The organism is Mesorhizobium sp. M1338 (assembly GCF_040318045.1).
In the GTDB taxonomy this organism is placed as follows: Bacteria; Pseudomonadota; Alphaproteobacteria; order Rhizobiales; family Rhizobiaceae; genus Mesorhizobium.
Map to the genome: position 1 here is coordinate 30,204 of NZ_JAMYLL010000020.1, position 26,851 is coordinate 57,054.

Annotated in this window: 19 protein-coding genes; 8 read left to right on the top strand and 11 right to left on the bottom strand. The window is 63.6% G+C overall.

The window, feature by feature from the left end; genetic code table 11:
* Nucleotides 1-6 precede the first annotated feature (6 nt).
* The 4 genes from NKH19_RS18565 to NKH19_RS18580 form a co-directional block, all read right to left on the bottom strand.
* Nucleotides 7-1,215, bottom strand: a complete 1,209-nt coding sequence (locus NKH19_RS18565; protein ID WP_352870187.1) for an acetyl-CoA C-acetyltransferase — start codon at nucleotides 1,213-1,215, stop codon at nucleotides 7-9.
* A gap of 29 nt (nucleotides 1,216-1,244) precedes the next feature.
* The gene (locus NKH19_RS18570; RefSeq protein ID WP_352870186.1) at nucleotides 1,245-2,414 is read right to left on the bottom strand and encodes an acyl-CoA dehydrogenase family protein; all 1,170 of its coding nucleotides are present in this window, start codon (nucleotides 2,412-2,414) and stop codon (nucleotides 1,245-1,247) included.
* 113 nt (nucleotides 2,415-2,527) lie between these two features.
* Nucleotides 2,528-4,339 carry an acyl-CoA dehydrogenase gene (locus NKH19_RS18575; RefSeq protein ID WP_352870185.1) on the bottom strand — a complete coding sequence of 604 codons (1,812 nt, stop codon included), beginning with the start codon at nucleotides 4,337-4,339 and terminating at the stop codon, nucleotides 2,528-2,530.
* A 325-nt stretch (nucleotides 4,340-4,664) separates the two neighbouring features.
* Nucleotides 4,665-5,123 (bottom strand): MerR family transcriptional regulator, encoded by a 459-nt coding sequence (locus NKH19_RS18580; protein ID WP_352870213.1) that lies wholly within the window; start codon nucleotides 5,121-5,123, stop codon nucleotides 4,665-4,667.
* Between the two features lie 453 nt (nucleotides 5,124-5,576).
* On the opposite strand from NKH19_RS18580, the gene NKH19_RS18585 reads away from it, so the two are divergent.
* From NKH19_RS18585 to NKH19_RS18600, 4 genes are all read left to right on the top strand, one after another.
* Nucleotides 5,577-9,584: a peptidoglycan-binding protein gene (locus NKH19_RS18585; protein ID WP_352870184.1), complete on the top strand. Its 4,008-nt coding sequence runs from the start codon at nucleotides 5,577-5,579 to the stop codon at nucleotides 9,582-9,584.
* A 192-nt stretch (nucleotides 9,585-9,776) separates the two neighbouring features.
* Entirely contained in the window at nucleotides 9,777-10,700 is a 924-nt protein-coding gene (locus tag NKH19_RS18590) for a sulfite exporter TauE/SafE family protein (protein ID WP_352870183.1), read from the top strand.
* Nucleotides 10,700-11,491, top strand: a complete 792-nt coding sequence (locus NKH19_RS18595) for a TIGR02186 family protein (protein WP_352870182.1) — start codon at nucleotides 10,700-10,702, stop codon at nucleotides 11,489-11,491. Before NKH19_RS18590 ends, NKH19_RS18595 begins: the two co-directional genes overlap by 1 nt.
* 273 nt (nucleotides 11,492-11,764) lie before the next feature.
* Entirely contained in the window at nucleotides 11,765-13,021 is a 1,257-nt protein-coding gene (locus NKH19_RS18600; protein WP_352982601.1) for an Hsp70 family protein, read from the top strand.
* Between the two features lie 8 nt (nucleotides 13,022-13,029).
* Here the strand turns inward: NKH19_RS18600 and NKH19_RS18605 are convergent, their stop codons facing one another.
* Nucleotides 13,030-13,923: a LysR substrate-binding domain-containing protein gene (locus tag NKH19_RS18605; RefSeq protein ID WP_352870180.1), complete on the bottom strand. Its 894-nt coding sequence runs from the start codon at nucleotides 13,921-13,923 to the stop codon at nucleotides 13,030-13,032.
* 278 nt (nucleotides 13,924-14,201) lie between these two features.
* Between NKH19_RS18605 and NKH19_RS18610 the strand changes: the two genes are divergently transcribed.
* Genes NKH19_RS18610 through NKH19_RS18620 form a run of 3 tightly spaced genes read left to right on the top strand, consistent with a single transcriptional unit; the run spans nucleotide 14,202 to nucleotide 18,802 of the window.
* Nucleotides 14,202-17,132: a molybdopterin oxidoreductase family protein gene (locus NKH19_RS18610; protein WP_352870179.1), complete on the top strand. Its 2,931-nt coding sequence runs from the start codon at nucleotides 14,202-14,204 to the stop codon at nucleotides 17,130-17,132.
* The gene (locus tag NKH19_RS18615; RefSeq protein WP_352870178.1) at nucleotides 17,129-17,863 is read left to right on the top strand and encodes a 4Fe-4S dicluster domain-containing protein; all 735 of its coding nucleotides are present in this window, start codon (nucleotides 17,129-17,131) and stop codon (nucleotides 17,861-17,863) included. Before NKH19_RS18610 ends, NKH19_RS18615 begins: the two co-directional genes overlap by 4 nt.
* Nucleotides 17,864-17,866: 3 nt before the next feature.
* Nucleotides 17,867-18,802: a dimethyl sulfoxide reductase anchor subunit family protein gene (locus NKH19_RS18620; RefSeq protein WP_352870177.1), complete on the top strand. Its 936-nt coding sequence runs from the start codon at nucleotides 17,867-17,869 to the stop codon at nucleotides 18,800-18,802.
* A gap of 7 nt (nucleotides 18,803-18,809) precedes the next feature.
* Here NKH19_RS18620 and pdeM read toward each other — a convergent pair whose 3' ends face one another.
* The 5 genes from pdeM to NKH19_RS18645 form a co-directional block, all read right to left on the bottom strand.
* A complete protein-coding gene (gene pdeM, locus NKH19_RS18625) occupies nucleotides 18,810-19,526 on the bottom strand; it encodes a ligase-associated DNA damage response endonuclease PdeM (protein WP_352870176.1) in 717 nt (238 codons plus the stop codon).
* Nucleotides 19,523-22,072: a ligase-associated DNA damage response DEXH box helicase gene (locus NKH19_RS18630; protein ID WP_352870175.1), complete on the bottom strand. Its 2,550-nt coding sequence runs from the start codon at nucleotides 22,070-22,072 to the stop codon at nucleotides 19,523-19,525. The genes pdeM and NKH19_RS18630 overlap by 4 nt, the downstream gene beginning before the upstream one ends.
* A gap of 67 nt (nucleotides 22,073-22,139) precedes the next feature.
* Nucleotides 22,140-23,054 carry a C40 family peptidase gene (locus tag NKH19_RS18635; RefSeq protein ID WP_502910973.1) on the bottom strand — a complete coding sequence of 305 codons (915 nt, stop codon included), beginning with the start codon at nucleotides 23,052-23,054 and terminating at the stop codon, nucleotides 22,140-22,142.
* Nucleotides 23,017-23,367 carry a MarR family winged helix-turn-helix transcriptional regulator gene (locus NKH19_RS18640; RefSeq protein WP_352870173.1) on the bottom strand — a complete coding sequence of 117 codons (351 nt, stop codon included), beginning with the start codon at nucleotides 23,365-23,367 and terminating at the stop codon, nucleotides 23,017-23,019. The genes NKH19_RS18635 and NKH19_RS18640 overlap by 38 nt, the downstream gene beginning before the upstream one ends.
* 58 nt (nucleotides 23,368-23,425) lie before the next feature.
* Complete coding sequence (locus NKH19_RS18645; RefSeq protein ID WP_352870172.1) at nucleotides 23,426-24,790, bottom strand: leucyl aminopeptidase family protein; 1,365 nt, start codon at nucleotides 24,788-24,790, stop codon at nucleotides 23,426-23,428.
* 126 nt (nucleotides 24,791-24,916) lie between these two features.
* Here NKH19_RS18645 and NKH19_RS18650 point away from each other — a divergent pair, with 126 nt between their 5' ends.
* Nucleotides 24,917-25,738 carry a tetratricopeptide repeat protein gene (locus NKH19_RS18650; RefSeq protein WP_352982605.1) on the top strand — a complete coding sequence of 274 codons (822 nt, stop codon included), beginning with the start codon at nucleotides 24,917-24,919 and terminating at the stop codon, nucleotides 25,736-25,738.
* Nucleotides 25,739-25,827: 89 nt separating this feature from the next.
* Here NKH19_RS18650 and NKH19_RS18655 read toward each other — a convergent pair whose 3' ends face one another.
* On the bottom strand, nucleotides 25,828-26,847 hold the full coding sequence (locus NKH19_RS18655; RefSeq protein ID WP_352870170.1) for a type II secretion system F family protein: 1,020 nt from the start codon (nucleotides 26,845-26,847) through the stop codon (nucleotides 25,828-25,830).
* Between the last annotated feature and the right edge of the window lie 4 nt (nucleotides 26,848-26,851).

Sequence of the window (26,851 nt, forward strand, 5' to 3'; positions counted from 1 at the left end):
TCCCCGTCAGACGCGTTCGATGATCGTTGCGGTGCCCATGCCGGCACCGATACACAGCGTCACCAAGGCGGTGTTCAAATCACGGCGCTCGAGTTCGTCCAGCACCGTGCCCAAGATCATGGCACCGGTGGCGCCGAGCGGATGGCCCATGGCAATGGCGCCGCCATTGACGTTGATCTTGTCATGCGGAATGTCGAACGCCTGCATGTAGCGCAGCACCACCGAGGCGAAGGCCTCGTTGAGCTCGAACAGGTCGATGTCGGACAGCTTCATCTTGGCGCGCTTCAACAGCTTCTCGGTGACGTCGACCGGGCCGGTCAGCATCAGCACCGGTTCGGAGCCGATGTTGGCGAAGGTGCGGATGCGGGCGCGCGGCTTGATGCCCATCGCCTTGCCGGCCTTCTTCGAACCGAGCAGCACGGCCGCCGCGCCGTCGACGATGCCGGATGAATTGCCGGCATGGTGGACGTGGTTGACCTCTTCCACCTCAGGATGCTTCTGCACGGCGACAGCATCGAAGCCGCCCATCTCGCCAGGCATGATGAAGGACGGGTTGAGCGAGGCCAGCGACTGCATGTCGGTCGACGGGCGCATATGCTCGTCATGGTCGAGGATGGTCAGGCCGTTCTGGTCCTTGATCGGAATGACGGACTTCTTGAAGCGGCCGTCGGCCCAGGATTTCGCGGCGCGCTTCTGGCTCTCGACCGCATAGGCGTCGACGTCGTCTCTGCTGAAGCCGTATTTGGTGGCGATCAGGTCGGCGGAGATGCCTTGCGGCACGAACCAGCCGGGCAGGCCGACCGAAGGATCCATGAACCAGGCGCCACCGGAGGCACCCATGCCGACGCGCGACATCGATTCGACGCCACCGGCGATGACGATCTCGTCGGCGCCCTGCGCGATCTTGGCGGCGCCGAAATTGATGGCATCGAGCCCGGAAGCGCAGAAGCGCGAGATCTGCATGCCGGGCGCCTTGGTGTCGTAGCCGGCCTCGAAGGCGGCGGCGCGCGGGATGACCGAGCCCGCCTCGCCGACCGGATCGACGCAGCCGAAGATGATGTCGTCGACAGTGCCGGTGTCCAACCCATTGCGGTCGCGCAGCGCTTCGAGCGTCTTGGCGGCAAGCCGAACCGCCGGCACCTCGTGCAGCGATCCGTCCTTCTTGCCCCTGCCGCGCGGCGTCCGCACGGCGTCATAGACATAAGCTTCGGCCATCTCTTGCTCCTTGGTTTATCCGACGCTGCTCAGAGCGAGCGTCCGATCAGCAATTTCATGATCTCGTTGGTGCCGCCGTAGATGCGCTGGACGCGGGCGTCGCGGAACATGCGGGCGATCGGATATTCATTCATGTAGCCATAGCCGCCATGCAATTGAAGGCATTCGTCGACGACTTTTCCCTGCAGGTCGCTGAGCCAATACTTGGCCATCGATGCGGTCACGGGATCGAGGCCGCCATTGATGTGGCGAGTGACGCAGTCGTTATAAAAGACACGACCAATGGTGGCCTCGGTCTTGAGCTCGGCCAGCTTGAACTGGGTGTTCTGGAAATCGATGATCGCCTTGCCGAACGCCTTGCGCTCCTTGACGTAGTCGATGGTCAGCGCCAGCGCCCGCTCGATCATGGCGATTGCGCCGGTGCCGATCTGCAGCCGCTCCTGCGGCAATTGCTGCATCAGCTGGACGAAGCCCTGCCCCTCTTCATGGCCGAGCAGATTGGAGGTCGGCACGCGCATGTCGTTGAAGAACAGCTCCGATGTGTCGTTGGCCTTCAAGCCGATCTTGTCGAGGTTGCGGCCACGCTGGAACCCTTCGACCTCGTCGGTCTCGACGACGATCAGCGAGGTGCCCTTGGCGCCCTTCTCCGGATCGGTCTTGGTGACGATGATGATGAAGTTTGCCAGCTGGCCGTTGGTGATGAAGGTCTTGGAACCGTTGACTTTGTACTGGTTGCCATCCTTCTCGGCCCGCGTTTTGACGCCTTGCAGATCCGAGCCGGCGCCGGGCTCGGTCATGGCGATGGCGCCGATCAGTTCGCCTGTCGCCAGCTTCGGCAGCCATTTCTTCTTCTGCTCTTCGGAGCCGTAATGGAGGATGTAAGGAGCGACGATCGAATTGTGCAGGCCGATGCCGAAACCATCGACACCGACATGGCCGATGGCCTCGATGATGGCACTCTCATGCGCGAAGGTACCGCCAGAGCCGCCATATTCCTCCGGCATCGAGGCGCAGAGCAGGCCAGCCGCACCGGCCTTCAGCCAGCTTTCGCGGTCGACCATCTCGTTCTTTTCGAACTCGTCGTAGCGCGGCGCGATCTCTTCCGACATGAAGCGGTGCGCCATGTCGTAGAGCATGCCGACCTCGTCCGCCGCCCAGGCGGGCTTGGGAAGGCCAAGGATTTCGGCTGGGTTGGTCATGCTGTATGATACTCCTCCCAGAGCGCATCTTCAGAGTTGAGGTCGGCGCGCTTTACGCAGGACCCCACCCGGCCCTTCGGGCCACTCTCCCCTCACGGGGAGGGAAACTAACTTTAGAACGCTTCCGACGGCAGTGCCATCAGCGTGTCGGCGCCGCTCGAAATGCGGGCGAGATGCGCTGATGTCTCCGGCATGATCCGCTCCATGAAGAAGCGCCCCGTCACGACCTTGTTGTCGTAGAAGGCTACGTTGTTTTCATAAGAGGATTGGACGCCATTGGCGCCCGTCTTACCAAGAGCCGCCTTGGCCATCCGCGCCCACATGTAGCCGAGCGCGACAAGGCCGAAGAGATGCATATAGTCGGTCGAGGCGGCGCCCGCATTGTCGGGCTTGGCCATGCCATTCTGCACCAGCCACATGGTCGCCGCCTGCAGATCGTTGAGACCCTTCTTCAAGGCCTTGGTGAACGGCGCCATCTTATCGTTAGCGCGGTTCTCCTCGCAGAATTCGCCGACCTCCTTGAAGAAGGCCTGCACGGCGCGGCCTCCATTCAGGCCGAGCTTGCGGCCGACGAGGTCGAGCGCCTGGATGCCGTTGGCGCCTTCATAGATCATGGCGATGCGGGCATCGCGCACGAACTGGCTCATGCCATGCTCTTCGATGTAGCCGTGACCGCCGAACACCTGCTGCGCCATCACCGCGTGGTCGAAGCCCTTGTCGGTGAGCACGCCCTTGATCACCGGCGTCATCAGGCCGGTGTAGTCGTCGGCTGCCTGGCGGTCCTTGTCGTCACCGGAGCGGTGGGCGATATCGGACTTGATCGCCGTCCACAGCGCCAGCGCGCGACCGGCCTCGTTAAAGGCCTTCATGGTCATCAGGCTGCGGCGGATATCGGGGTGGACGATGATCGGGTCGGCCTTTTTGTCGGGCGCCTTCGGCCCCGACAGCGAGCGGCCCTGCAGGCGGTCCTTGGCGTAGGCGACAGCGTTCTGGTAGGCGATCTCAGAAAGCGACAGCCCTTGCAGGCCGACGCCGAGGCGCGCCTCGTTCATCATCGTGAACATCGCCTTCAGGCCGCCATTGGCCTCGCCGAGCAGCGTGCCTTGCGCCTCGTCATAGTTCATGACGCAGGTCGAATTGCCGTGGATGCCCATCTTCTCCTCGATCGAGCCGCAGGAGACGGTGTTCCTGGCGCCCGGATTGCCCGATGCGTCGAGCATGAGCTTCGGCACGATGAACAGCGAGATGCCCTTGACGCCTTCCGGCGCGCCCTCGATGCGGGCCAGCACCAGATGGACGATGTTGTCCGACATGTCGTGTTCGCCGGCGGAAATGAAGATTTTCTGGCCTGATATTTTGTAGGTGCCATTGCCGTTCGGCACCGCCTTGGTGCGCAGCAGGCCGAGATCGGTGCCGCAATGCGGCTCGGTCAGGTTCATTGTGCCGGTCCAGGCGCCTTCGATCATCCTGGGCAGCCACTGGGCCTTCTGCTCGTCGGTGCCGTGGGTGATGATCGCCGCGATCGCGCCTTGCGTCAGGCCCGGATACATCATCAGCGACATATTGGCCGAGACCATGTATTCGGAGACTGCAGTGTGTACAGCGTAGGGCAGGCCCTGGCCGCCGAACTCGACCGGTGCGGCCAGTCCCATCCAGCCGCCCTCGCGATACTGGTTGAAGGCCTCCTTGAAGCCCTTCGGCGTCGTCACCGAACCATCGTCATGACGAACGCAGCCTTCCATGTCGCCGACACGGTTCAACGGGTGCATGACGTTTTCGGCGAGCTTGGCGCCTTCGGCGAGGATCGCCTCGAGCACATCGGGTGTGGCGTCGGAAAATCCGGGAAGGTTCGAATAGCGCTGGTAGCCCAGCACCTCGTTGAGCACGAACAGCGTATCCTGGACGGGAGCCCTGTATGTCGGCATGCGTTTTCTCCACCCTGCGAACCCGGTCCGAACGCCCCGATGACAGCCAGGGGCGGCATGCGGACCGATGTTGAGAGCGGGATAGCAAAAATTGACGTTTGCGTAAACGTCAATTTTTTCGATGCGACGAGATTTCCCGCTCATTGCAGCAATGAGCGTAGCGGCATGGCAGCGCTTGCGAAGATAACGAAAGCCGCGCGGCGGGGCCGCGCGGCTTTGATAATCAGACATTCAGGCGGATGACTTACCAGCTTGACGCAATTCCGAAGGTAAAGCGCTACGCGCTTTCCCGGGAAAACCGATTCACACTTTTCCTGGAATTGCTTTAGCTGGCGGCGCTCGCCTGCGGTGCGGACCGCTCGGCCAGCATCCGGCGCACTGCCGACATCGAGCCGCTCAGCTCGTTGATGGCGTCGTCAATCAGCGCTCGTTGCTTCTGCAGGCGGGCAAGCTGCTTTTCCGATTTGTCCAACGCCAGCCGCAGCTGCTTGGTGTTTGAACCGGTCGGATCGTAAAGATCCATCATCTGCTTGACGTCGCGCAGCGAGAACCCGACCTTGCGGCCAAGCAGGATCAGCTTCAGCCGAGCCTTGTCGCGGCGCGTGTAGAGACGGGTCGAACCGTCACGCCGCGGGTTGAGCAGGCCCTTGTCTTCGTAGAAACGCAGCGTGCGCAGTGTCACTCCGTATTTTTTTGCCATCTCGCCGATGCGGACAAGGTCCTCGCCGGCTTCGACGGACATATTGGTATTGGCCGCGGTCTCGCCGGCCGAGATAAGCTTCATAGTCACTGGCTTTCCCCGTCTGATGGCGTCGCGGTCCTAGACCGTGTGTCGCCTGACTGGAAGCGGGGGCCTGCTTCCAGTCGTGGTTTCAACAAACAAATCGCAAAAAAGCACGCTCGACGCGCCTTTTACGTTTACGTCAATTCTATACCGATTGCCGCCTCATGGCGCAAGGGCGTTCCGAGTCCGAACTTTATGCCGCACCGTCAGGCGGAGCCAACATCCTTTCAATTTCTTAAGTTTGGTTAACGCGTTGTTTACCACGTTGGGGGAAATGTGAGCGCGTCGGCTACCCGTGTTTATCCTGTATCGAATTTTTCACGGTTTTTCGGAGCGCGGGTGAGAACCCGGGAAGCTCGTCTTCCACCGCGGCATAGCCGCCGGTCGCCTCGTTCCGACAGGGACTTGAGGGAACTGGCCGCGAGCCAGCCATTCTGAAAGACGGACGCACCTATGAACAGCAAGCGGTCCTATCTCGACACACTCAACGCCGGCAGGCAGCGCAGGCCGCAGACCACGCTTGAGCAGTTGAACCGGTCGCTGGAAACGCTGGAGCAGCGGCTGGAGCGGACGCGCGAGGACCCGATGGCACGTCCCGATCCCCGTCAATATGGCGCCGATGCACGTTATCCCGCCGCCCGACCCGCCAGCCAGCAGCGCTGGTATGAGGATCCGCAGGCCGCGCCGCGCCCGAAGACCCCGATGCAGGGAGCCGCCGCTTTCGGGCAGAATTACCAGGCCATTGCCCGCGACATCGATCGCGTGCGCGGTCAGGAAGACGGCGTTGCCATGGTTGGCAAGATCGCCGGCGAGTTGCGCGGCATGCGCGAGGAATTGCGCCACCAGATGACCGCCGGGCTGCAGCGTGAATTCGAAGCACTGCGCAAGGACATCGAGCGGGCTTTCCAGTCGGGCGCCAGGCCCGGCGCCTCGGCCAAGGGCAGCGCCGAACTCGGCCTTGAATTCGAACGGCTTTCCGGCGCCATCCAGACGCTGGCCGAAAAGAGCGGCGACAGAAGCGTCAACATGCTGCGACTCGAGCTCGAACAGGTCAAAGCCGCGATCGACACGCTGGCACGTGAAGAGAGCGTGCAGAAGGTCGACCGCCGCTGGGACGATTTCGATCGTCGCTGGACGGCTTTCGAGGACCGCGTCGACGCCGATCAGCGCAAGCGCTCGGACGATCCAGGCCTGTCGATGCTGACCGACCGGCTGGAGCAGATCAGCAACGCCGTCAACAACCTGCCGGAATCGCTGTCGCTACGCTCGCTGGAGGAAAAGGTGCGCACGCTTGCCGGCGCCGTCGATCACTTCGCCAGCCAGCAAGACAATCGCGGCAGCGACACGCTTGGCATGATCGACGAGCGGCTGGACGAGATTTCCCGCGCCATCGTTGCATCGACGGTCGCTGCGCAAGCCAATTCATTCGACCACGAGGCCTTCGAGCGCATCGAGAAGCGGATCGACTCGCTTGCCCGGCAGATCGAGGAAGTGGCGCAGGATCGGCCCGATAACGCGGTCATGGACCGGCTGAGCACCCTATCGAGCCGGGTCGACGAGCTCGCTGGCCGTGCCAATCTGCCCGAGCAGGCAATGGAGCGCCTAGCCAAGCAGATCGCACTCATCGCCGACAAGATCGACCAGGCGCCCGCCATGCCTGACGCCGACTACATCTTCCACGGGCTGGAGCAACGCTTCGACGTGCTGTCGGGCATGATGGAACGCCGACAGGGCGACGCCATCGAACAGGGCAACATGCTGTTTCGCGATCTCGAACGCCGGCTTGACGAGGTTGCCGACAGGCTTGACCAGCGGATGCCGCAAATCGATAGCGCCGGCATCATGGATGCCATCGATGCCCGCTTCACCGCGCTGGCCAAGCGCATGGAAACGCGTGTTCCCGATCCCACCGGCGAGGCGGCGATCCGCGGCCTGGAAAGCCGGCTCGAAGACATTTCAAGCCGGCTGGATGCGTCGGCCGCGCAGGTGGCCGGCATCGATCCGGCGCTGATCCGCAGCCTGGAGGCGCAGGTCGCCGGCCTGTCCGCCCATCTTTCCAGGCCCAGCACGCCGCTGCCGGAATTCGAGGACATCAGCCCGCGCCTCAACGAAATCGAGAAGTCGCTGGCCGGAACCCGTGATTCCATCCTCGGCGCGGCGCGCGAAGCGGCCGAGAACGCGGTGCGATCGCTGGCCGGTTCGAGTGCCAACACGACCGCCGTTTCCGGCCTTGCACAGGATTTGAAGACGCTTGAAACGCTGACGCGCCGCTCCGACGAGCGCAATTCGCGAACGTTCGAGGCCATCCACGACACGTTGCTCAAGATCGTCGACCGGCTGGGTTCGCTGGAACCCAGCGAGCCAATCGAGGCGATGAGCGAATTGCTGGATACGGCACCGGCCGAACCGAGCAACTGGCGCGGCGCCCGGCGACCCAAGATGGCCGTCGAGCCGCCGTCGATGGATATCGATCAGCCCTTGCCATTGACTGGGGACATGGCCGATCTCGATGGCCGCGCCGCCGCGATCCCCCGCAACGAGCCGGGCGCTCGCAGCGGCCTGGGCCTGGGCACTCGCACGCCCGCCGAGGCCGCCGCTGCTGCGGCCATGGCGGCGCTCGGCTCCGACCCGATTGCCGAGAAAAGCGAACAGGCGGGCGGCCGCAAATCAATGTTCGGCGGCCTGGCCCGCGCATTCAAGGGCAAGAAGGAGGCGGACATTCCGCCATTGGCCGGCTCGGCGCCGAGTGCCCCTGTACCGAGTGTCGATCTCGACGAGCCGCTCGATCCGAAAATGGCCAACCGGCCGCTGGAGCCCGGCTCCGGCGCACCTGACCTCAACGCCATCATGAAGCGTGTGCGCGACGAGCGCGGCCAGCCGGCCAAGCCCAGCGACACCGATGCCGCGAAATCGGATTTCATCGCCGCGGCCCGGCGCGCGGCGCAGGCAGCCGCCGCCGAGGCCGACGCGGTGAAGCGCCAGTCGACAATAACCGGACCGGTGAAGGCGCTGCGGATCGGCGAGCTGCTCAAGGCACGGCGCAAGCCGATCCTGATGGGGACAACCGCGATATTGCTGGCGCTGGGCGCCTTGCAACTGAGCAAGGCCTTCTTCGCCGATCCCGCCCAGGTGGCGAGCAACGACGTCGCGCCGATCGTCGCCTCGCAGCCGGTGAAAACCGCCTCATTCGACGCCGCTGGCCGGCCACGGACAGACGTTCAGCCCGCGGCAGTGGAAAGCGCGCCGGATCGTACCGTGAGACAGGCCGAGCCGTCCGAACCGGCAATCAATGACGACATGGCGGCGCAAGGCACGATGGCGACGCCGCCGGGCGCCGAGCCGTCGATGGATGCCGCGCCGGCAGCCGAGCCGGCTCCCGCCTCCGTCGCTTCGGCTACGCCCGCCGATGCCAACGCGGCGACGGCCGACACGACAGCTTCGACCGCGCCGGCCACGACTGCCCCGGGCCCCACTGTTTCAACCGCCACGGATACGAGCGATGCCGACACAAGCACCCAGCCGATGACGGCCCAGCCGGCCGCCGCCAAGGACACCACGGGCGCGGTTCCGCCAACGGATGCTTCGCCGGCGGCGACCACGGCCAAGATCGACATTCCCGCTGACGCCGGCCCGGTCGCCTTGCGCGATGCCGCCGCCAGTGGCGATGCCAAGGCGCTGTTCGAGATCGGCTCGCGCTATGCCGAGTCGCGCGGCGTCAAGGAAGACATGGCGGCAGCTGCCAAATGGTACGAGAAGTCGGCGGAACTCGGCTTCGCGCCGGCCGAATATCGCATTGGCAATTTCTACGAAAAGGGCATCGGTGTCGCGCGCGACATCAAGAAGGCGAAGACCTGGTACCAGCTTTCCGCCGAGCAGGGCAACGCCAGCGGCATGCACAATCTGGCCGTGCTGTTCGCCATGGCCGCGGACGGCGTGACCGACAATGAATCGGCGGCGCACTGGTTCCAGGCGGCGGCCGACGTCGGCGTCAAGGACAGCCAGTTCAATCTCGGCATCCTCACCGCCAAGGGCGTCGGCATGAAGCAGAACCTCGAAGAGTCCTACAAATGGTTCGCGCTCGTCGCCAAGACCGGCGACAAGGATGCGGCGGCCAAGCGTGACGAGATCGCCAATGCGCTGCGGCCCGAGCAGCTCGAACGCGCCCGCGCCGCAGTCGAACTGTGGAAGCCCAAGCCGCTGGACGCGGCGGCCAATTCGGCCGACGTTCCCGAATCCTGGCAGGACGGCGCACCGCAGACGACGGCCAGTATCGACATGAAGAAGGCCGTCCAGAACATCCAGCGCATTCTCAACAAGAATGGCTACGATGCCGGCGGCACCGACGGCAAGATGGGCCAGAAGACGAAGACCGCGATCATGGCTTTCCAGACCGACAACAAGATGCCGGCGACCGGCGAGGTCGATGAAGAACTGGTCAAGGCGCTGCTGGCGCGCAAATAACGGCAGAGGCGTCGCTTCCACGACGCCCTTGCCACACATTTGCCTGTTAACTGATTGAGATGTTTTTTGTTTCGGCGGCGTAGCGTGGTTTGACTTCGCGGCACCTCCGGCGCAAGAACGAATTGGCTTGTCGGGCCAAGATGCCCGCAACGGTTGCATTCACCGACAGGCAGAACTGATCGAGACTGACGGGTGGGCATCTATCTCCCGATCGCGGAAATTTCCGTCAACGTCTTCGTCCTGCTGGCCATGGGTGCGGCGGTGGGTTTCCTGTCGGGCATGTTCGGCGTCGGCGGCGGCTTCCTCATCACGCCGCTGCTGATCTTCTACAACATACCTCCCGCGATCGCGGTCGCCACCGGCGCCAACCAGGTCATCGCCTCCTCCGTCTCCGGCGTCCTTTCGCACATGAAGCGGGGGACGCTCGACTTCAAGCTCGGTGGCGTGCTGCTGGCCGGCGGCATCATCGGTTCCACCGGCGGCATCTACGTCTTCGCCTTCCTGCGCCGCCTCGGCCAGCTCGATCTGTTCATCTCGCTGCTTTACGTCGTGCTGCTCGGCACCGTCGGCGGCCTGATGCTGGTCGAAAGCGTCAATGCGCTACGCGCCACGCGCAGCGGCGCGGCACCGGTGCTGAAGAAATCCGGACAGCACAACTGGATCCATCGCTTGCCGTTGAAGATGCGCTTCAGGGCATCAAAACTGTTCGTCAGCGTCATCCCGGTGCTTGGCCTTGGCGCCGGCATTGGCTTCCTATCGTCGATCATGGGCGTCGGCGGCGGCTTCATCATGGTGCCGGCGCTGATCTACCTCCTGAAAGTGCCGACCAATGTCGTCATCGGCACCTCGCTGTTCCAGATCATCTTCACCTCCGCCTACACGACGCTCGTCCATGCCACCACCAACCAGACGGTCGACGTCGTGCTGGCCTTCCTGCTGATGGCGGGCGGCGTCGCCGGCGCGCAATATGGCGCCAAGGCCGGCCAGAGGCTGCGCGGCGAGCAGCTCAGGGCCTTGCTGGCGCTGCTGGTGCTGGCGGTGGCGATACGATTGGCCATCGATCTTTTCGTCACCCCGCCCAATCTCTATTCGCTGTCCGCCACGGGCCTCAACTGATGAGGGCTCCGAACGCGTTCGCAACCGCCATTTTCCTGTCTTTGCTTGCGGCCACCATGCCGGCGAAGGCACAGATCCCGCTGACGGAAGGCATTCAGATCGGGCTCTCCACCGACAATGTCTCGATCACCGCCGGCTTTTCCGGCGCCGACCTGACCATCTTCGGTTCGCTGGAAAATCCCGATCCATTCGTCGCGCGCCAGGGCCGTTACGATGTCATCGTCGTGCTCGAAGGTCCGCCCAAACCGGTGGTGGTGCGCCGCAAGGACCGAGTGCTCGGCGTCTGGGTCAATCTGGACTCCGAGACCTTCGAGAACGTCCCGATGTCCTATTCGGTGGCGACGACGCGACCGCTGCAGGACATCACCGAACCCAACAGCTACAAGCAGCTGTCGCTCGGCGCCTCCAACCTCTACATGCAGCCCGCCGATGCCGGCGACAGCCCGGCGACGATCGAGGAATTCACCGCTGCATTGCGGGAGCGCAAGTCGGCGACCGGCCTCTACAGCGAGAATGTCGGCGGCGTGCAATTCCTGTCGCAGAACCTGTTTCGCGCCACCGTCAGGCTGGCGCCGAATGTTCCGGTCGGCACCCACAAGGCGCGCGCCTTCCTGTTCAAGAGCGGCCTGTTCATCAAGGAAAGCTCGGCGCAGCTCGAAATCCGCAAATCCGGTTTCGAACAGTCGATCTTCCGTGTCGCGCACAATTATTCCTTCCTCTATGGCGTCTTCGCCATATCGCTGGCCATGCTGACAGGCTGGCTCGGAAGGCTGATCTTCCGGCGAGACTAATGCAATGTCGCCCAAAAGTGGCCCCGGTTTTGGGAAAACGACATGCATCGAGTCAAAAACCTAAAGCGCGTCGCCTGAATCCGTTCAAACACGACGCGCTTTAGAACTTTTCCCGAAAAGTGGTTTCCCTTTGTGGGAGCATGCGGTAGACCGCGCTCCCCAGCCAACTGGCAGACACAAACAATTCGGTTCGGCAGAGCAGCCTGTCCCCGGGCAGCGCGCGATTTCTCATGGCGCCTATCGGCTCGCCGACGACAAATACAGGAACTTGTCATGCGACCAGCCTTCGGCGGCATCGACTTCGGCACTTCCAATTCCACCGTCGGTGTGGTCCGGAACGGGCAGCCGCGCCTCGTCGTGCTTGAAGACGGTCAGGTCATGCTGCCCAGTGCCGTGTTCTTCAACTTCGAGGACAACCGCACCTGTTTCGGCCGCCAGGCCATCGCCAACTACACCGACAGCATCGAGGGCCGGCTGATGCGTTCGCTGAAGAGCGTGCTCGGCAGTTCGCTTGCCCATGAAAAGACACGCATCAAATCGCGGTCGATTGGCTTCATGGAGATCGTCGGCATGTTCCTCGGCCATCTCAAGAAGAAGCTGGAGGTAGATGCCGGCGACATGGTCGAGACCGTGGTGCTTGGCCGGCCGGTGCAGTTCGTCGACGACGATACCGAGGCCGATGCGAAGGCGCAAAGCGAACTCGAAAACGCCGCGCGCGCCCAGGGCTTCAAGCACATCGCTTTCCAGTTCGAGCCGATCGCGGCGGCGCTCGACTACGAACAGAAGGTGACGCGCGAGGAACTGGCGCTGATCATCGACATGGGCGGCGGCACGTCGGACTTCTCGATCGTGCGCGTTTCACCGCAGCGTTCCCGTTCGCTCGACCGCAAGGACGACATCCTGGCCAGCCGGGGCGTCCATATCGGCGGCACGGATTTCGACCGGCTGCTGAGCATCGCCCATGTGATGCCGCAGCTTGGCTACCTGACGCCAACCAAGGATGGCAAGCGCAATCTGCCGGCAAGCTACTTCATCGACCTCGCGACATGGCAGCGCATCAACCTGGTCTACACCGCCAAGGCGATGACGCATCTGCGCCAGATCCGCTACGAGGCCGAGCGCGCCGACCTTGTCGACCGTTTCATCCACATCGTCGAACACCGCTACGGACATGCGCTGGCGGCACTTGTCGAAAAGGCCAAGATCGAGCTGACCGACAGCTCGTCCGCCCATGTGGCAGTGAAGCTACCGGGCGCCGAGTTCGCCGCCGAAATCACGCGCGGTGGGCTGGATGCCACGATTGCCAGGGACATCGAGCGGGTCACCGCAACGGTGGGGCAGACCATCCAGGACGCCCAGGTCAGGCCGCTCGACATCACTGCGGTGTTCCTGACCGGCGGATCGACCGCGATCCCGCTGGCAAGGCGAGAGATCCTGTCGCTGGTGCCGCAGGCATCCGTCATCGAAGGCGACATGTTCGGCTCGGTCGGACTTGGCCTGGCGCTGGATGCGCAGCGAAAATACGGCTGACGCGCGTCTCACCCATGGTCTGCTGACGTACCCAGATGCGCCTTGAGCGCCATCTGGGCCAGGCTTGCCTGGCGATCGCGATGGGTGATCATGGCGAAGTCGCGTTTCGGCAAGTCGAGCGGCACGGACCTGAGACTGCCTTCGGCCACGGCGCGGGCCACGACAAGCTCCGAAATGATGGTGGCGCCGGCTCCCGCCTCGACCGCCTGGCGGATAGCCTCATTGCTCGGCAGCACCAGGAATATCTGGAGGTCGGCTAGCGAAATTCCTTCGCGGCGCGCCAGATCCTCCAGCACTTCGCGCGTGCCCGAACCGCCCTCGCGGATGATCCAGCGCAGGCCCTTGATGTCAGGATGGCCGGGCGTAACTTCGGCGATCTCCGGATGCGAGCTGGCAACGACCAGCATCAGCCTGTCGATGTCGACCTTGGCGCGGCGCAGGATGTCGGACTCGGTGCGCCCCTCGACCAGACCGAGATCGGCCGCGCCATCGAGGACATTGGCCTCGACCTGCCTGGTGTTGCCGATGCTGACGCTCAGCCTGACGGCGGGATAGGCTTCGTGGAAGGAAGCCAGCCGGCGCGGCAGCCAGTAGCTGGCGATGGTCTGGCTGGCGGCGATCGAGAGGCTGCCGGTGACCGTCTGCGAGACATGTTCCAGCACATTGCGGGCGGCGGCGGCCCGTTCGAGCACGGCCTTGGCCTCCGGCAGGAACCGGTGACCGGTCTGGGCAAGCTCGATGTTGCGGCCGACCCGGTTGAACAGATGGACGCCGTGCTGTTCTTCAAGCGCCCGGATGGCCGCCGATGCGGCCGACTGCGAAATGCCCAGCAGTTCCGCCGCCCTGGTCATATGGCCGCGCTCGGCGACGGCGACGAAAATCCGCAATTGGTCCAGGGTCATGGGCGCATTAAGAAACAATATCGATCGAATTTACAAGAACAATTGATTAGACAGATCGATATCTTTATTCTAAGTTTTGCCGCGAAGTTAGAAAAAACTCGCCGGGAGATCGCAGAGAGCAGAATGATCGGGCGGTTCAGATCCCTGCTTGCGCATTGGACCCGCGGCATAAGGCGGCGGCTGGCCGGCGATCGATATCATCCGGAAGAGCACTACATGCGCGGCCCCGGACCGAAGACACGGGCCAAATCCGTTGGCCGCACGGGCATCCCCGGATCATGATGCAGGGACCGCCTCGCGGCGCGAATTCGGCACCATCGCAACGCCCGCTTGCCGACACCCGCGCACCGGATGAAGGCGATGGCGTCGACACCTCGCCTGCCGTTTCCGACAGCATCGCCAAGACGACCTGCTACATGTGCGCCTGCCGCTGCGGCATCGATGTCCACATCAAGGATGGCAAGGTCCGCTACATCAACGGCAACAAGGACCATCCGGTCAATCGCGGCGTGATCTGCGGCAAGGGCAGCGCCGGCATCATGCAGCACTACAGCCCGGCAAGGCTGAAGAAGCCATTGCTGCGCACCGGCCCGCGCGGCTCTGGCGAGTTCCGCGAGATCGAGTGGGAAGAGGCGTTTTCGATCGCTACCGAGCGGCTCTCCAACATCCGTCGGACCGACCCCAAGAAACTGGCCTTCTTCACCGGCCGCGATCAATCCCAATCCTTGACCGGCTGGTGGGCGAGCCGGTTCGGCACGCCGAATTTCGCCGCCCATGGCGGCTTCTGTTCGGTCAACATGGCGGCCGGCGGCCTCTACACGATCGGCGGCTCGTTCTGGGAATTCGGCGAACCGGACTGGGACAACGCTAAGTACTTCATGCTGTTCGGGGTCGCCGAGGACCACGATTCCAACCCGATCAAGATCGGTCTCGGCAAGCTCAAGGCGCGCGGCGCCAAAGTCGTCTCGATCAATCCGTGCCGCACCGGCTACAATGCGATCGCCGACGACTGGATCGGTATCCGGCCCGGCACCGACGGCCTGTTCGTATTCGCCCTCATCCACGAATTGCTCAGGGCGGGCCGCGTCGATCTCGACTACTTGATCCGCTACACCAACGCTCACGTCCTCGTCATTCAGGAGCCGGAAGCGGCCGATGACGGGCTGTTCGTCCGTGACGGCGATGGCAATCCGTTGGCCTGGGACAGGGTGGCGAAGACACCGGTCAGCGCCACCGATGCCACTGCGAGACCCGCGCTGACCGGCAACTTCACGATCGGCGGACGCCGCTGCGTTCCGGTGTTCCAGTTGCTGGCCGACCGCTACCTTGATGAGAGCTATGCACCGGACGCGGTCGCCGAGCGCTGCGGCATTGCCGCCGATACGATCCGCAGGATCGCCGCCGAACTCGCCCATGTCGCCTTCGAACAGACGATCGAATTGCCTATCGCCTGGACCGACTGGGCCGGGCGCAGGCACGAGACGATCAAGGGGCGGCCTGTCTCGATGCACGCCATGCGCGGCATCTCCGCCCACTCGAACGGTTTTCATACATGCCGCGCCATCCATTTGCTTCAGGTGCTGCTGGGCACCGTGGATGTGCCGGGCGGCTTCCGCTTCAAGCCGCCCTATCCCCGATCCGCGCCGCCCGAACCGAAACCGGCCGGCAAGACCATCAAGCCGATGACGCCGCTCGACGGCATGCCACTCGGTTTCGTCTGCGGGCCGGACGACCTGCTGGTCGATGCGGCCGGAACACCGACCCGTATCGACAAGGCCTATTCGTGGGATGCGCCGCTGGCCGCGCATGGCCTGATGCACACCGTCATCCGCAACGCCTGGGCCGGCGATCCCTACAGGATCGACACGCTGATGATGTACATGTCGAACATGGCGTGGAATTCCTCGATGAATACCGTCGAGACCATGGCAATGCTGACCGACTATGATGACGAGGGCAACTACAAGATCCCGTTCATCATCTATTCCGATGCCTATTATTCCGAGACCGTGCCGTTCGCCGACCTCGTGCTGCCGGACACGACCTATCTTGAGCGGCATGACTGCATCAGCCTGCTCGACCGGCCGATCAGCCATGCCGACGGGCCGGGGGACGCCATTCGTCATCCTGTTGTCGAGCCGGACCGTGATGTCCGGCCGTTCCAGTCGGTGCTGATCGAACTCGGCGCGCGGCTCGGCCTGCCCGGCTTCGTCAACGACGATGGCTCGGCCAAGTATGGCGACTACGCCGACTACATCGTCAACCATGAGCGCACGCCCGGCATCGGCCCGCTCGCCGGCTGGCGTGGCAAGGATGGAACCTCGACCGGCAGGGGCGAGGCCAATCCGGACCAGTTGCAACGCTACATCGACAATGGCGGCTTCTGGCATCACGATTTCGCGGATGACCAGCGTTACTACAAGATGTCCAACCGCTCCTATCTCGATTTCGCGGTGCAGATGGGCTTCATCCCCAAGGCGGAGCCGATCGTCTTCCAGCTCTATTGCGAGCCGATGCAACGCTTCCGGCTGGCCGCGCGCGGTCATGGCCGCGTCTTGCCACCGGAGGGCGATCGCCAACGCATCGAGACCTACATGGACCCGCTGCCGTTCTGGTACATGCCCTTCGAGGAAGCGGTCGTCGGCCTCGAAAATTATCCGCTGCATGCACTGACGCAGCGGCCGATGCACATGTACCATTCCTGGGGATCGCAGAATGCGTGGCTGCGGCAGATCACCAGCCAGAACCGGCTGTTCGTGCATCACCGGACGGCAGCAGATCTAGGCCTTGTCGATGACGACTGGGTGTGGATCGAGAGCATCAATGGCAGGGTTAAGGGACAGATCAAGCTGATCGACGGAGTGAACGAAAGCACGGTCTGGACCTGGAACGCCATCGGCAAGCGGCGCGGCAGCTGGGGGCTGAAGGACGACGCGGCTGAATCCAATCGCGGCTTCCTGCTCAACCATATCATCGGCGACCAGACCTCGGCCGACGCCAACGGCAAGCGCTATTCGAATTCCGATCCGGTCACCGGCCAGGCGGCATGGTTCGATCTGCGCGTGCGCGTCGTCAAATGCGCGGCGGAAGAGGCCGGCTTCACCGAGCCGCAATTCGAGCGTTTCCAGCAGCCACCGCATTTCGAACCCTCGCCCGACAAGCTGACTTTCGGCGCTGAGTTCCGCAGGGCGAGAGAGGCGGCCGAATGACCTGCCTGCCAAGTCAAAGCGGCAAGAAACTAGGGCTGATCATCGATCTCGACACCTGCGTCGGCTGCCAGGCCTGCGTCACCGCCTGCAAGGAATGGAACACCGGCGGCCACATGGCGCCGCTGACCGACATCGACCCTTATGGGGGCCATGTCGACGGCGTCTGGTTCAACCGCGTGCACAGCTACGAACACACGACCGAGATGGGCGGGCGCACCGTCAACTTTCCCCGCTCCTGCCTGCATTGCGAGACGCCGGCCTGCGTCACCGTCTGCCCGACCGGCGCCTCCTACAAGCGGGCTTCGGACGGCATCGTGCTGATCGACGAGGACAAGTGCATCGGCTGCAAATTGTGTAGCTGGGCCTGTCCTTACGGCGCACGCGAATTCGACACCGATGTCGGCGTCATGAAGAAGTGCACGCTGTGCGTCGACCGGATCTACAATGACAATCTGGCCGAAGAAGACCGCGTGCCGGCCTGCGTCGCCGCTTGCCCGACCAGCGCCCGGCATTTCGGCGACCTAGGCGATCCCCTGTCAGCTGTCTCGCAACTGGTGGCGGAGCGCGGCGGTGTCGACCTGATGCCGGAGCTCGGCTATCACCCGACCAACAAATACCTGCCGCCGCGCGCCCATACCAAGCGCGCCGCATCGGTGGCCGCGCCGGCCCTCGAACCGGTGCGGGCCGAAGGCGGTTTCCTCGGCTGGGTCGACCGCATGCTTTCGAACTAGCCCATGCATCCAGCCTTCTCCGTCGTCTTCTTCACCACCGCCACCGGTGCCGGCTATGGATTGCTGGCGCTGCTTGGCGTGCTCGCCGGGCAGGGATTTGTCCCACCTGACTTCTGGCTTGGGCTTGTTGGCCTTGGGCTGGCACTCGGCTTGATCGCGGCCGGATTGTTGTCTTCGGCGGGTCATCTCGGCAGGCCCGAGCGCGCCTGGCGGGCGTTCTCGCAATGGCGCAGTTCATGGCTGTCGCGTGAAGGCGTCGCCTCGGTCATCACCTTCATCCCGGCGGGACTGTTCGGCATCGGTTGGGTATTTTTTGGCCGCACCAGTGGCTGGGTGGCCATTGCTGGACTACTGGCCGCGTGCGGCGCGGTTGTCACCGTCTGCACCACAGGCATGATCTATGCCTCGCTGAAACCGATCGCCCAGTGGCACAGCCGCTACACGTTGCCGGCTTACCTGATCTTTTCGGCGATGACCGGCAGCGTGCTGCTGAACGCGCTGCTACAGGGATTTGCTCTCGGCTCGAAAACGATCCTGGTGGCTTGCGTGCTTCTGACCTTGCTCGGCTGGGGCTGGAAGCTGGCGACCTGGCGCTACAACGACCGGCTGGAAATCCCGACCACCGCCAACACCGCAACCGGGCTGGCCGGCGGCACGGTGCGCTCGCTGGAATGGCCGCATACAGAGGAAAACTACCTGCTCAAGGAAATGGGCTTTCGCATCGCGCGCAAGCACGGCGCGCGGCTGCGTCAGATCACGCAGGCTTTGGCCTTCGCCTTGCCCCTCCTGCTGTTCGCCGCTACTTTCGCCCTGCCCTGGCCCTTCGCAGCGGCGCTATCGGTGCTCGCCGCGATCGTGCAGTTCGCCGGCATGCTGGTCGAACGCTGGCTGTTCTTCGCCGAGGCGAAGCACACCGTCACGCTCTATTACGGCAGATAGGGCTGTTTCAGCCGGGCCTGAGCATCGAGTGCGAGATGGCGAAGATACGGCCCGTGCCAAGCATATAGGCCATCAGCGTGTCCAGGCGGAACAGTCCGGCATAGGCGCGGTCGAGCACGTTGAGCGAGCCGGTATAGGCGCCGAAGGCCGGCATGATCATGCGGCCACCGTCGCCGGCAAAGCAGCGCCGACGCACCGAGCGGCCCTGCTGCACGATGCGGGCGCAGGGATGCAGGTGGCCCGCTATTTCGCCCTCGACGCGCACCTTCGACGGCTCGTGCCGGAACAGCAGCGAGCCAATGGCGAGTTCCCGCACTGTTTCGCCGGGCAGGTCGGCGGGTGCTTCCGGATCGTGATTGCCGGCAACCCAGAACCAGTCGCGGCCTGCCATCAGCGCCTCCAGCCGTTCACGGAAGCTCGCATGCATGCGTTCGGCGCCACCGGCATCGTGGAAGCTATCGCCCAGGCTGATGACGATGGATGGCTGATAGTCTGATATCACCGCCTGCAGTCTGAGCAGGGTTGCGCCGGTGTCATAGGGCGGGATCAGCGTGCCGCGCCTTGCAAGCGACGAACCCTTTTCCAGATGCAGATCGGACACGGCCAGAAGCCGCAGATCCGGAAAATAGAGCACGCCACGCGGGTCGCATACCGCGCGCTCGCCGGCGATGCCGACAAGGTCGGCCTCGGCTATCAGCGATACGCGCGCCAGCGAAAAATTCATTCCTCACGCATTCCCGGCCCCATCGCCTCCTCGACCAGTGTAGCCGCATCCATCAGCAGCGTTTCATCGGCCTCACCGTTCACCGGCATCTTGCCGATCTCGAGCATAATCGGCACGGCGAGCGGCGATATCTGTTCGAGCGCCTTATGCACGATTCGACCCTGGATGCGCGAGAGCATGTCGCCAAGTCTGCTGACATCGAGCAGACCGGTCGCCGCGTCGGCACGCGTCGCCTGCAGCAGGATGTGGTCGGGCTCGTGGCTGCGCAGCACATCGTAGATCAGATCGGTCGAGACGGTGACCTGGCGGCCGCTTTTCTGCTGGCCTGGATGACGTTTTTCGATCAGTCCCGAGATCAGCGCGCAGTTGCGGAATGTGCGCTTGAGGAGCCAACTGTCGGCCAGCCAGGCTTCGAGGTCGTCGCCCAGCATGTCCTGGTCGAAAAGCGCACTAAGCGAAGGCCTCCTGGCTTTGAACATCGCGCCCATATCGCCCAATGACCATATGGCCAATGCATAGTCGGTGGCGACGAAGCCAAGCGGCCTGGCTCCCGCCCTATCCAAGCGGCGGGTGAGCAGCATGCCGAGCGTCTGGTGCGCCAGCCGGCCTTCGAACGGATAGGCCACCAGATAGTGGCGGTTGCCGCGCGGAAAGGTCTCGATCAACAGGTCGTCGCGTTTCGGCAGTACCGATTTGTCGGCCTGGAATCGCAGCCAATCAGCCACCTGCTCCGGCAGCTTCTTCCATCGCTGCGGGTCGTCCAGCATGATGCGGACTTGTTCAGCGAGATAGGTCGAAAGCGGAAACTTGCCGCCGCCATAATAAGGCACCTTGGCATCGCTGCCAGGCGCGTTCGACACGAAGCACTCATTCTCGCGAATGCCTTCGAAGCGCAACACCTTGCCGGCAAACATGAATGTATCGCCATGCGTCAGCGTTTCGAGGAAGGCTTCCTCGATCTTGCCGAGAACCCGGCCGCCGCGCGAAGCCGCGCCTCTGCTGCCAGCCTGCACATAGCGCACATTGAGCGCCGGCACTTCGATGATGGTGCCGACATTCAATCTGTATTGCTGGGCAACGCGGGGATTGGACACCCGCCACAACCCGTCCTTGTTCAGCCGGATGCGGGCGTATCGCTCATAGTTCTTGAGCGCATAGCCGCCAGTGGCGACGAAATCGACAACGCGGTCGAATGTCGACCGATCGAGACTTGCATAGGGCGCAGCCGTGCGCACCTCCTCGAACAGATCATCGGCACGAAACGGCGCACCGCATGCGCAGCCCAGCACATGCTGGGCCAGCACATCGAGCCCACCATCGATCAATGGCGGCGTGTCCTGCGCGCCGAGATAATTGGCGTCGAGGGCCGCCCGGCATTCCAGCACCTCGAAACGGTTGGCCGGGATGAGGATCGCCTTGGATGGCTCGTCCATGCGGTGATTGGCACGGCCGATGCGCTGCGCCAGCCGACTCGCACCCTTCGGTGCACCGACATGGACGACCAGGTCGACATCGCCCCAGTCGATGCCGAGATCGAGTGTCGACGTCGCGACGATGGCACGCAGTGCGTTGTCTCCCATCGCCTTCTCGACGCGCCGGCGCTGGGCGACGTCGAGCGAGCCGTGATGCAGTGCGATCGGCAAGGTGTCCTCGTTGACCCGCCACAATTCCTGGAACAGCAGCTCCGCCTGGCTGCGGGTGTTGACGAACAGCAAGGTCGTCCTGTGGCGCTTGATCTCGCGGTAGATCTCCGGCGTGGCGTAGCGTGCTGAATGTCCTGCCCACGGCACGCGCTCTTCCGAATCGAGGATGGAGATCTCGGGCTTCGCACCGCCGGTGACGACGATCAATTCGGCCATCCCCGGGCTCGTCGAATCTTTGGGCGGATTCTGGCTGACCAGCCAGCGCCGCAACTCGTCCGGCTCGGCCACCGTCGCGGACAACCCGATCGTTTGCAGGCCAGGGACAAAGCCGCGCAACCGCGCCAGGCCGAGCGCCAGCAGATGTCCACGTTTCGACGTGACCAGTGAATGCAACTCGTCGAGCACGACGTAGCGCAGGTCCTCGAAAAAGCGTCTCGCATCGCCTGCTGCAATCAGCAACGCCAGTTGCTCGGGCGTGGTCAGCAGAATATCGGGCGGGACCAGCTTCTGGCGCTGGCGCTTGTGGGCGGGCGTGTCGCCGGTGCGCGTCTCGATGGTGACAGGCAGACCAATTTCTTCCACCGGCTTGCCGAGATTGCGCTCGATGTCGACGGCCAGTGCCTTCAGCGGCGAGATGTAGAGCGTGTGAATGCCGCGCTGCGCCTGGCCAGGTTTCCTCTTAGGCCGGTTGGCCAATTCGGTCAGCGAGGGCATAAACCCGGCCAGCGTCTTGCCGGCGCCGGTCGGCGCGATCAGCAGGACCGATTGCCCCGCTTGAGCCTTCGCCAACAACTCGATCTGATGAGCGCGCGGCGACCAGCCTTTCTCGCCAAACCATCGGATGAATGGTTCGGGCAGGGCCACGGTGGCATTCTGTTCGGCAAGGCGCGGCTGCTCTGTCACCCGCCAGAGGTAGCGCGACGGCAGTCAATCGCCAAGAAGAATCGGAACAAAAGGGGATCGTTCTTTCCTACGGCCGCCGAAACCCCGTCGGGTCGCCATAGAGGTAGCCGATGCGGGCGACGGCATCCTTCAGCCCTTCGCGCGACACCAGCATGGTGTGGCCGTTGGCATGGATCATGGTGTCGGCGTCGGTCATGACGGCGACATGGCCCTTCCAGAACACCAGATCGCCGCGCCGCAACCCTGAGAAATCAGGTCCCGGTTCCAGCGGCTCACCGAGCGTCGCCGCCTGCATGTCGGTATCGCGCAGCACGTTCCTGCCGGCCATGCGCATCGCCAGTTGCACCAGGCCCGAACAATCGATGCCGAAGCCGGAAGCGCCGCCCCAGAGATAGGGTGTGCCGAGAAACATCTCAGCCACCGAAACATAATCGGTGGCCACATCACCGAGAGGCCGCAGATGACCCGCGATGATCGCCTCGCCGGAGGGCAGGACGGCATAGGGCGTGCCGCGCGTCTCGGCCGCATCCGTCACTGTCACCGTCGATCCAATCGACAATTGTCCTGAGATCGGAAACCGCAGATCGGGTCCAGGATAAAGAAAAGTGCGTGGTGCCGAGACGATGTGCGTGGGCGCATGGTCCCGCCCGCCCAGCATGGTATCGGCGACATAGCCGACATAGCCGTCGCGTTCGCCCTGGATCCAGGCCCAGCCCTCAGTGACCTCGAAGACGAGGACATCATCGCCGAACAGGGCTTGCGTGTTGACGCCGGCATCCGGCCGCGGCGCCTTGCGGATATCGGCCACGGACGCGGTGATCCGCGCTGGTCGGCCAGCGACGAAGCGGTCGGCGGCGACCTCGCCCTTCAGCCGTGCATCGGCAAGGTCGGAACGGAAAGCGTGAAGGCGGGCATCCCTGGCAGTCAAATCGGCAACTCTGAAATTAGATGGGTAACTCGTGGGCCTTGGCGATGATACCATCGCCGAAGCGCTCGACAAAGAGCGCGCCCTCGACCGTGCGCCTGATCAGAACATTGCGCTTGTCGAGCTCATCGCGATGCCGCGACACCAGTTTCAATGCACCCATCGTGTCGAGCGCGCGGGTGATCACCGGCTTGGTGACGTTGAGGCGGGCGGCTAGCCCGCGCACGGTATGTGGCGGCGGGTCAAGATAGATTGTGAACAGGATCGCGGTCTGGCGCATGGTCAGATCAGGCGCATTGTCGCGCACCTGCGACAGCATCACTTGCTGCCACAGTCGCAAGGCCTGGCTCGGGCGCATCGCAATCGACATCGCGCCAGCATGACGGCAAATTGTTTCGGTTCCGTTTCAGTCGCTAACCTTCTTGTTGCTAGCCAAAGCGTTTCGAAATGATCCGCTCCAGCGCGCGGATGCCTTGCGCTTCGCCGCCGGCGGGGCCATGCGGGCGGTCGGCGGGGTTCCAGGCGAAGATGTCGAAATGCGCCCAGCCCGCGGTCTTTTCGACAAAGCGCTTCAGGAACAGTGCCGCCGTGATCGAGCCGGCGAAACCGTCCGTGGTAACATTGTTGATGTCGGCGATCTTCGACGACAGTTTGGCATCGTAAGGCCGCCACAACGGCATGCGCCACAGCGGGTCCTCTGCCGCGACGGAAGCCTCAGCGAGATCGGATGCCAACACTTCGTCGCCGGTATAGAACGGCGGAAGATCGGGGCCCAGCGCGACGCGGGCAGCCCCGGTCAGCGTCGCCATGTCGACCAGAAGCCCCGGCTCCTCCTCGTCGGCCAGCGCCAGCGCATCGGCCAGCACCAGCCTTCCCTCGGCATCCGTGTTGCCGATCTCGACAGTGATGCCCTTGCGGCTCGTCAGTACGTCGCCAGGCCGGAAGGCGTTGCCGGCAATCGAATTCTCGACCGCGGGAATGAGCACGCGCAGCCGCACATTCAGCCCGGCAGCCATGATCATCGAGGCCAGGCCGAGCACGTTGGCGGCACCGCCCATGTCCTTCTTCATCAACAGCATGCCGGACGACGGCTTGATATCGAGACCGCCAGTGTCGAAACAGACACCCTTGCCGACCAGCGTCACCTTCGGCGCGCCTTGCTGCCCCCAATGCATGTCGATCAGGCGCGGCGCGGCGGTCGACGCGCGGCCGACGGCATGGATCATCGGGAAGTTCTGCTCGAGGAGATCGTCACCCGTGACCACCGAGACTTTGGCCTTGTGGCTGCCGGCCAGGGTCCGCACCGCCTTCTCCAAGTCTTCCGGGTCCATATCGCTGGTCGGCGTGTTGACCAGATCGCGTGCCAGGAAAACGCCATCGGCGATGCGGCGAACCCGCCCGGCATCGACTCCGGCAGGCAGGCCGAAGCGCAGCGCCTTGCCGGGTTTCTTGCCATAACGGGTGAAGACATAGCCGCCGAGCACCAGCGCGGTTGCCGCGAGTTCCGGCTCGACCGGCATCGAGGCGAAATGCCAGTCGCCTTCCGGCAAGGCTTTCGACAATGCGCCGAGGGCGAGCGTGCCTTCGCCATCGCCGATACCGAACAAGGCGCCGCCGAGCGCTCCGTTTTCGCCAGGCACGACCAGCGTCCTGCCTGCCTCGCCGGAAAAGCCGTTGGCTCTGGCCCAGGCGATAGCGGCTGGCGCAAGACCGGCCGCGTCCAGGCCGTCCCTGGCGACCAGATGAACCGGCAGTGCGCCCGGCAATTTCTTCTCGACGAGTTCGACAGGCATTCGATGGTCTCCGTGCGGCGGGCGCCTGAGTCGGCGTTCTTAACTGTCCGTTAGGGTTAACAGAATATTTCTGCGGGAGGGAAGACGGCCACGCAATGGCCGCGCATGAATGGAGGCCCGGTGCCGATGCCGACCAACCGCACGATCAACGCCAGGGGAAAACGGCTCATCACCACGGCCCTTATGCTGGCGCTCGCGGCGGGCGTCGCCGGTTGCGGAACCGACAAGCTCTCCACCGGCTCTATCGGACGCACCGGCGGCAAACCTCTGGAAACCATGTCGGCCGCAGAACTGCACAATGCCACCGGCGCACTTGGCCAATCTTACGCCAGGAACCCCAACGACAAGCGGATAGCGACAAATTATGCGGCGGCACTGCAGATGGATGGCGACGCCGACCAGTCGCTCGCCGTGATGCGCAAGCTGGCGATCGCTCTGCCGAAGGATCGTGACGTGCTTGCCGCCTATGGCAAGGCGCTGGCGGCCAATGGCCAGTTCGAGGCGGCAATCGACGCCGTACGCCGCGCTCAAACGCCGGAATATCCCGACTGGAGGCTGGTGTCGGCCGAAGCGGCCATTCTCGATCAGACCGGCCAGAAGGCCGATGCGCGCCAGCTGTACCGCAAGGCGCTCGAACTCAAGCCGAACGAGCCTTCGGTGCTCTCCAACCTTGGCATGTCCTATGTGCTGGAAGGGGACCTGCGCACCGCCGAAACCTATATGCGCTCGGCCGCGCAGCAGCCGAATGCGGACAGCCGGGTCCGCCAGAACCTAGCGCTGGTCGTCGGGCTGCAGGGCCGTTTCGACGAGGCCGAGAAGATTGCCTCACAGGAACTCTCGCCTGAACAGGCGCAGGCAAACGTCGCCTATCTCAGGCAGATGCTGGCGCAGCAGAATGCCTGGAGCCAGCTCAAGGATCAGGACAAGTCAAAGCCCGCGACCAACTGAGACGACAATCTGCCAGGGCCTTCAAATGAAGAAGCCGCGCTGCATCCAGCGCGGCTTCTTCACGTGTCGTACTGGGATTTGCCGCGCCGCTACTGGGCTGCTGCCGGCGCCGAATGATCTCCGAAGATACCGCGCTGACTGACCTGAATGCCGGCGGGGCCCAGAATGATGGCGAAAAGCACAGGCAGGAAAAACAGGATCATCGGCACGGTGAGCTTTGGCGGCAAGGCGGCGGCCTTCTTCTCGGCCGCGTTCATGCGCATGTCACGACTTTCGGCGGCAAGCACGCGCAGTGCATGCGCCACCGGCGTGCCGTAACGCTCGGCCTGGACGAGTGCCTGCGACACCGCCTTGACCGAATCCAGTCCGGTGCGGCTTGCCAGGTTCTCGTAGGCTTGCTTGCGCTCCGGCAGATAGGAAAGCTCGGCATTGGTGAGGATGAATTCTTCCGCCAGCGCCACCGATTGCGCGCCGATCTCGTCGGCGACCTTGCGCAGCGCTGCTTCCACCGACATGCCCGATTCGACGCAGATCAGCATCAGATCGAGCCCATCCGGCCACGCCATCTGGATCGACTGCTTGCGCTTGGTGGCGCGGTTGTTGACATAGACGACCGGTGCGTAGAAGCCGCCATAAGCAACGAGGATGCAAACGAACAGCCTGATGACCAATGGCTTGTCGGGCAATCCTCCGAGCACGAAGATGTAGATTGTGGCCAGCGCGAAGCCGACAAAGGGAAGCACGAGACGGAAGAAAAGAAACCGCGTCAGCGGATTCTGGCCACGAAATCCAGCCACTTTGAGTTTCTGCAACGTGCCCTCGTCGGCGAGCGCGCGCCTCAGATCCAACCGGTCGACGATGTTGCGCATGCCAACAGACTGTTCCTCGCGCAGACCCTTGCGACGGCGATCCGCCTCGACGGCAAGCCGGGCGCGCTGTTTGGCTCGCAGTTCGTCGCGTTCCAGGGCAACGCTTTTCATGCGAGACTTGAGCTGGTTTCCGCCAAACGCCGGCAGCAAGGTGAAGACGGTCGCAAACACCGCTATTCCGACCAGCAGCGCGATCAGGAAGCTCGGATCCGTCAGGGTTTTGATGACTTGCTCGGTCATGCCA